Below are 7,484 nucleotides of genomic sequence, written 5' to 3'. Positions count from 1 at the left end.
GCTTATTCTCCTGTTAGTGGATTATAAGCAGTTACACAGAGTTTGGGAAACTCCCACCAATGGCAATTTTATATCTTGTCTTCAGATGCGCTAACTCAGTCTCTTGGAACCAAAAAAACTATTGTACTCTCTAGTTTACTTCGACTTAACCCAATAATTGCTACTTATTCAGAACTATCTACTGCAATAAAACAGTTAGCTAATAAAAATATTGAAAATCATCCATAAAAATATTTTAGATTAAGTAGAAGTTATGATACCTAGAACATTTTTACAAGCCACTTAAAGACCTATGGCTTTTCAAATTTTATTTTAGATATGGGTGTCAAAACTTTACCGTTAACTATAAACAAATACTCCTAAATTAAAGAATCTAGCAAACCTTTTAAAGCCTCCAACCCACCACCCGCTAACACAAACAACAACCCCGCCATATTAATAACAACGGTCAAATAATAGGTCACACGAAACTCAGGCTTTTGTGATTTATGGCGTAGATACGTCTGTGCAATCAATGCTCCTACCCAGCCACCTAATATACTTAATAAGTGCAGCGTAGACTCAGGCGTACGCCAGTCACCATTCTGTGCTGCTGCTTTGTCTTTGGCATACATTGTATAAGTGATAACACCCAACGCGGCATACCAACCGACTACTAGCCAATTCAGTTTATCCATGACTACCAATAGGATTAAGACACCATAAAACCCAGCACCTAAAAACAACCTTTTCTTTTGTCCTGCTTCAAACTCTGCTTGCGCGCTTCGCTTATGGTTACGCTGACGTATTTGTTGATTCTTTTTTGCCATTTTCTGTTGGACAAATTTGAGCTCTTGCACATCTTTTGCTTGCATTCGCCCTTGATTGTCTCGACCAAGTGTAAAAACCACTTGCTCACCGACATCCGGACGACGACGCGCTTTGAACTCATTGATATGAAAAAATAATGAGTCACCATTCTCTGTTTCAATAAAGCCAAAACCTTTATCGTCTTGCCATTTTTTAACTTGCCCCTGCTGTTTACTAGCCATCGATATGCCCACTCTCTCTTAAATTCGCTAAATACGTAATCAACCTCATATAAGTCAGATACGCTTTCATACTTGCTCAGCCGATGAGTTGTAGTATTTCAATCGCCTGTCTAGTATAGTCAGCCCTAAATAAAAGAGGCACAACCACTAGATATGGGCTACATTTTTCTTGCTTGCTGTGCCTACGCAGACAGAAGCTGCGCAAAATGTAACCCGTATCGCTGTATTTATTTCATAGTGGATTGACTATATATGAACTGTCCTGATATGAACCTTCCTGAGCCGACTATAGTACACTATTTGCGTTACATTTTTTACGCTTACATACGCTGTCAGATGACTTATCATTTCTTATATTATTTTTTGATTTAACATCCCAATTTCGCAACGAATGGCCTTTGACTATGACCGACTCACAATTTATCAATCCCAATGAAGACACCCGTATCACACACGGTAGCCTAGTAAAACTGCATTTTGAAGTATCACTAGAAAACGGTACGGTGATTGACTCTACTTTTAGTCGCGATACACCGGTAAGCTTAACAATTGGCGATGAGAGCTTGTTGCCAGGCTTTGAGCAAGTATTAATGAACCTACGTGCAGGGGACACTCGCACTGCCCATCTTGAGCCAGAACAGGCTTTTGGGGAATGGAATCCTGACAATATCCAACATTTTAGCCGTACTCAGTTTGCGCTAATCGCGGACAACCCAGAGATTGGCATGATGGTTGAGTTTGAAGACAAAGGCAAAAACACCTTGCCCGGAACGATTAGTGCCATCGATGATGACCAAGTCGAAGTAGACTTCAATCACCCGCTCGCTGGGCAATCACTACTGTTTAAAGTAAAAGTATTTAAAGTGACACCACCTGGTGTGACTGGTATACAGCTCGTCTAATACAAGAAGTCTAGTACAATAATAAGGACACAATATGCAATATCAAAAACTGCCACAACTCGACGAACAAGTTTCCAAGATTTGTCTAGGGACGATGACGTGGGGGCAGCAAAATACTGAGTCTGAAGCACATGAACAAATGGATATGGCACTCTCTGAGGGTGTGAACTTTTGGGATACGGCAGAGATGTATCCGTCGCCACCAGATAAAGACAAACAAGGTGACACAGAGCGTTTTATGGGCACTTGGTTTAATAAAACCAAACAGCGTAACAAAGTCATTCTTGCCAGCAAAATATCACCAATGGGGTTTTTGCGTGATGGGCAGACGCGTTTCAACGCGAAGCATATCAGTGGCGCCATTGATGACAATCTTAAGCGTCTACAAACAGACCATATCGATATTTATCAGCTGCATTGGCCTGAACGCCAAACCAACTTTTTTAGCCAGCTTGGTTATACCGAAGAGATGGCAGCGCAACCTCTAGAGGATTTGACGCCTTTTTTAGAGACCATTCAAGCATTGAACGATGAGATTAAAAAAGGCCGCATTCGCTCTTATGGTCTATCGAACGATACGGCATGGGGGCTCATGCGCTATCTGTGGGAAGCGGATAAAAATGGTTTAATTGCACCTGTCACTGTACAAAACCCTTATAGCCTATTGAACCGCTTGTATGAAATCAATATGGCAGAGATTGCCCATCGTGAGAACGTAGGCCTACTTGCTTACTCACCCCTCGGTTTTGGTGTGCTGTCAGGTAAGTATCTTGATGGTAAACGCCCAGCAGGCGCACGTCTAACCATGTATGATCGCTTTGCCCGCTATACCAATGAAGAGGCCATCTCAGCCACCGCTCAATACGCCAAGATTGCTGCTGATGCAGGTTTAGATATGGCTCAAATGGCATTGGCTTTTGTAAACTCTCGTCATTTTGTCACCAGTAATATCATTGGAGCCACCTCGTTAGAACAGCTCAAATCTAATATCGACAGTGTCAATGTAGATCTAACGGCAGATGTATTAGAAGCCATTGAGGCCGTACATACCCAGCACCCAAACCCTTCACCTTAAACTATCGACTGATTAAATTATCAACCGACGACAGCTTTCTAAAAGAAAAAGCACCAATCGCAAGAATAATCATTGCGATTGGCGCCTTTTTATGAATAGCCATCTAACACTCTGAGCATCTCTTACTTATCTCAAAGTTTTATGCTTTAGAGGCTTTTTCTTCAGCCAATTGCTCTAGGGCTGTTTTAGTCAGTACTCGATTATGCAACTCAGTCAAACCTTCTTGCATACGTGCTTGCAAGATATTGGTTATCTCACTCTTATTCAATCCTTTTGGATCTATCGGTTCAAGCGGTAATACATATGCGGTAATGTCTTTGCTATCAAGTACTTTTTTGAGGCTGTCTTTCATCGTCAGCTTACCGTAATAAGGTAACTCTTTGCTCAATGTACCGTCTTTATTGACATAAGTAATCACTAGAGGACGAACTGGTACATCAGCGTCTATCGCCGCTTGCAGCAATTTACCATGAATACGCTTGATTTTTTTGCCATCAGTGGTGGTTGCCTCTGGAAAAAATATGACGGAATAGCCTTTTTTTAGAAAATCAGCAATTTGCTCCGCAACCGAGCCTGCATCACCGGAACCACGCTCAATAAACACCGTACCTGCCGCATGAGCCAACTTACCAAATACTGGCCACTCACCGATCTCAGCTTTGGATAAGAAAAAGGCTGGGCTCAGTGTCCCTACAACCGGAATATCCATCCATGACACATGGTTAGATACCCATAAGCCATGATGCTGCTCTACTCGTTCAACCGCAACAACTTTTACGCCAAAAGATCCTGCCATCTTACGACAAAAGGTCTGAATATAGCGCGGCAATCTCTCACGTGGTGGCTGTCTAAAAGCACCGATACGTTGGGCTGTTCTTAGCCCTCCTGCGATCGTTGTTGTCATACCAGCGATTTTTTTACCGCGACCAAACTGCTGTCTGAGTGAAAAGCCTGACTTGGATTGGCTCATCTGTATCCCTCGTGATTAAAATCATATGATTGTATATTTTAAGCAAACGTAGCGAGTATAACAAAATTTAGCCAGTCAGTGATGATTTGTTCACTGAGTTACGAAGTGCTTTTGTTGGTATTTTATTCAATCACCTGCTCTGTAACATAAAAATATCGATAATTGGACCAATACGCTTTAACATCAAGCAATCAGACCTTATATAGAAGGTCATATAAAAGCTATTTCGACGTTTGTTAAAACGTTTATTAGATTAATATAATAGCGACATCTCTACTTTATTAAATAGGTGACAATCTTTGGATTATTTTGAAAGACACGAAGGTGGCGAACGCGCCATTATAGTACATTTAGACATCCGCCAAATTCAGGATCCTGACGATCTTGGTGAATTTGAGCTGTTGGCAGACTCAGCAGGTGCAGATCGCTTGGCATTAGTAACTGGTTCACGTGCACGTCCTGATGCCAGATATTTCGTCGGCAGCGGTAAAGCAGAAGAGATAGCAGAATTGGTACGCGAGCATGATGCCGATATCGTACTGTTCAACCATAACTTATCGCCTTCACAAGAGCGTAATATTGAAGCATTGGTAAAATGTCGGGTGCTTGATCGTACAGGTTTGATTTTAGATATTTTTGCTCAGCGCGCCCGTACTTATGAGGGTAAGCTACAAGTGGAGCTAGCACAGCTGAATCATTTATCGACGCGTTTGGTTCGAGGTTGGACGCATTTGGAGCGTCAAAAAGGCGGTATTGGTCTGCGTGGACCAGGTGAGACTCAGCTTGAGACGGATCGTCGCTTGCTACAAGTACGCGTTATGCAGCTTAAAAGTAAAATTGAGAAAGTCAGACAGACACGCGCACAAGGTCGAGCCCGTCGCCAAAAATCAGATGTACCAACGATATCGCTTGTTGGTTATACCAATGCTGGTAAATCCACACTATTCAACCGTTTGGTCGATGAAAACATTTACGCGGCTGACAAACTATTTGCCACGCTCGATCCAACGCTACGCCGCTTAGATTGGCAAGGTGTGGGACGTGTGGTTTTGGTCGATACAGTAGGCTTTGTCCGTCATCTGCCTCATGAGTTGGTCGAGTCGTTTCATGCAACGCTAGAAGAAACTCTAGAGGCAGATTTATTATTACATGTCATCGATTCTTCTAGTGAAGACATGCATGAGCAAGTTCAAGCAGTCAAAGACGTACTTGCTAAGATTGACAACGATGTGCCTGTACTCAATGTCTATAACAAAATTGATTTGACCGACGAGCCTGCACGTGTCGGTTATGCTAGTGAAGGCCAACCTAATCGCGTTTATGTTTCTTCTAGGGAAAATTTGGGCATTGAAGAGTTATCATTGGCAGTGCAACAGTTGCTCACTGGCACACTAACCACTTTTGATTTGACGCTGCCCTATCATGCAGGACAATTAAAAAACACCTTGTATGAACTCGGTGTCATTCAAGAAGAAAGCTATGATGATACGGGTCATGAGTGTTTAACCATTCGCTTGCCAAGTGATAGACTCAGACAACTACTTGGTCAAGCCGATTTAGATCCTGTAGATGTATTGCCATTAGCGCAAGCAACGCTACTAATGCCGATACTAGAAGAGTTTGAGCAGCCTGCTGAAGAGGAAGAGCTGACGATGACGGCAGCTGAAGAACAGGCGTTTGATGACTTCGATGCGTTAAACACTGAAACAGAACATCCATCGAAATAGAAATATTTTAAATATAATATTGTAAAGGTCTGATTATAAAGCTATAAAAGCTAAACAAGACACAGCTAGTACCATATTCGACTGTTCAACAGGCCATAATAAGAGGATGATATCAATCGATGTCATCTTTTTTTGTGATATATATATCGTGAACACTGATATCTAGTCCAAACAACAAAGCACGGTATTACCTTATAGACTTTATTAGTTTGATTACTCTGTATATAATCATTTGTTATCTATTCAACAAACATTGATATATAGGACACATATACTAAGGCATTATGACCTAGCGCGTGTTATCAATTAGCATATTAATAGATGTAGTGGCCTCAAAATAGCTAAATTTTGCCAAACATCATCAGCAAATTTGCCAATATACTCATATCAACGGCAATTGCTTCATTGTTTATCTACAATTTTTCTCATTTTAAGGCTCACAATCTAATTGATGACACGCCCTAGTCTAATCTTGTAACTACCCTATATGTCTGACATGGCCAGCATTTCTTATGAAATCTACTCATCCCTCTAATATGCCCCTATGGCTTGCAATAATCCTGACTTTAATCATGGTTATCATTGTCCGTGAGACAGCCGTTATTGTCTGTCAGTGGGCAGGTATCGAAAAAGCGGCCAATGTTGTCGGCTTGGTCGCTATGTTTTGCATTTTAATCACATGGCGATTACTCAAAGGCTTACCAAGCTGGCTAACGCAAGCCAGTAACCTTTTATTGGTTGATAGTGGCTTTGCTTTCTTACCAGTCTCTGCGGGTGCAGGATTACTACTATTCGCCTTAGGTGACGAGCTATGGGGAGTAATGCTAACAATTATGATCAGTACGTTGCTTCCATTGTGGGGGCTGGCTATCCTTGCCAACAACTGGCTAAATAACGATATTGACCACACTACTATTGAAGAGCACAAATAATCGCTGTGAGTGATATAGAACAAGGAAATTGTGATGAGTTTTGACAATATATTTGTGGCGACCTTGGCAGCAATAGTACTAACCTTAGCAGCACACGTGATTGCTCGTGTACTGGCACGCAAGCTTGCATGGTTGCCAATGGTAATTACTGCCTTAGCCCTTGTCTTACTCTTTTTGTTCATTCTGCAATGGAATTACGATGATTATTATGATGTTGCCAAGCCCGTATTTGACCATCTATTAGGATATGTCACTGTATTACTAGCCGTGCCGCTAGCAGCGATGAATTTTAAAGGGTTGCCAGTCAAAAAATTGACACTAATCGTTGGCATTGCAAGTATGGTTGGTGCATTACTACCGATGTCATTAGCGTATCTACTGTCATTAAGTCACGACACCATTCTTGCCTTTGCGACACGTTCAGTGACCACCCCGATTGGTCTGAGTGTCGCTGATTTGATTGGAGCACCCCTTGCCCTAGCCAACTTAATTATTATTGTCTCAGGGCTTATCGGTGGTATGTTAGCGCGGTTTTTGTTTCGTGGTATCAATGATGATCGTGCAAAAGGCCTAGCACTTGGACTAGCCGCTCATGCTTTTGGTACCGTCGAAGCTTGGCAAATCAGTCAAACCGCGGGACGTTATGCTGCATTTGGATTGGCAGTGAACGGTCTAGTAACCGCCGTCTGGGTACCCGTATTTATTAGTGCACTTAGTGGTTAAATGATCCATATAGCCCTAAATTCTTTCTAGCTGTTTCTTAATAGCCCACTCGAGTTATCTTCACTTTTTGGTGGTGTATCAAAAAGTATGCTGGAGTAATAAAAGAAGGGTGACAGCCGAAGCA

Annotated in this window: 7 protein-coding genes; 5 read left to right on the top strand and 2 right to left on the bottom strand. The window is 42.0% G+C overall.

Features of this window, described 5'->3' with window-relative positions; genetic code table 11:
• Positions 1-359: 359 nt before the first annotated feature.
• Entirely contained in the window at positions 360-1,031 is a 672-nt protein-coding gene (locus EI164_RS13310) for a DUF1294 domain-containing protein (protein WP_192520430.1), read from the bottom strand.
• Positions 1,032-1,435: 404 nt separating this feature from the next.
• Here EI164_RS13310 and EI164_RS13305 point away from each other — a divergent pair, with 404 nt between their 5' ends.
• Positions 1,436-1,933 carry an FKBP-type peptidyl-prolyl cis-trans isomerase gene (locus tag EI164_RS13305; RefSeq protein ID WP_192520429.1) on the top strand — a complete coding sequence of 166 codons (498 nt, stop codon included), beginning with the start codon at positions 1,436-1,438 and terminating at the stop codon, positions 1,931-1,933.
• Between the two features lie 34 nt (positions 1,934-1,967).
• Positions 1,968-3,008, top strand: coding sequence for an aldo/keto reductase (locus EI164_RS13300; protein ID WP_192520428.1), 1,041 nt, complete (start codon positions 1,968-1,970; stop codon positions 3,006-3,008).
• A 139-nt stretch (positions 3,009-3,147) separates the two neighbouring features.
• Here EI164_RS13300 and EI164_RS13295 read toward each other — a convergent pair whose 3' ends face one another.
• Complete coding sequence (locus EI164_RS13295; protein ID WP_192520427.1) at positions 3,148-3,978, bottom strand: lysophospholipid acyltransferase family protein; 831 nt, start codon at positions 3,976-3,978, stop codon at positions 3,148-3,150.
• 299 nt (positions 3,979-4,277) lie between these two features.
• Here EI164_RS13295 and hflX point away from each other — a divergent pair, with 299 nt between their 5' ends.
• The 3 genes from hflX (at position 4,278) to EI164_RS13280 (ending at position 7,360) form a co-directional block, all read left to right on the top strand.
• Entirely contained in the window at positions 4,278-5,705 is a 1,428-nt protein-coding gene (gene hflX / locus EI164_RS13290) for a ribosome rescue GTPase HflX (protein ID WP_192520426.1), read from the top strand.
• A gap of 512 nt (positions 5,706-6,217) precedes the next feature.
• Complete coding sequence (locus EI164_RS13285; protein WP_192520425.1) at positions 6,218-6,637, top strand: CidA/LrgA family protein; 420 nt, start codon at positions 6,218-6,220, stop codon at positions 6,635-6,637.
• 33 nt (positions 6,638-6,670) lie between these two features.
• A complete protein-coding gene (locus EI164_RS13280) occupies positions 6,671-7,360 on the top strand; it encodes an LrgB family protein (protein WP_192520424.1) in 690 nt (229 codons plus the stop codon).
• Positions 7,361-7,484: the final 124 nt, after the last annotated feature.

It is taken from the genome of Psychrobacter sp. FME13 (assembly GCF_014861395.1).
GTDB lineage: Bacteria > Pseudomonadota > Gammaproteobacteria > Pseudomonadales > Moraxellaceae > Psychrobacter.
This window is presented reverse-complemented; position numbering and strand designations above follow the sequence as displayed.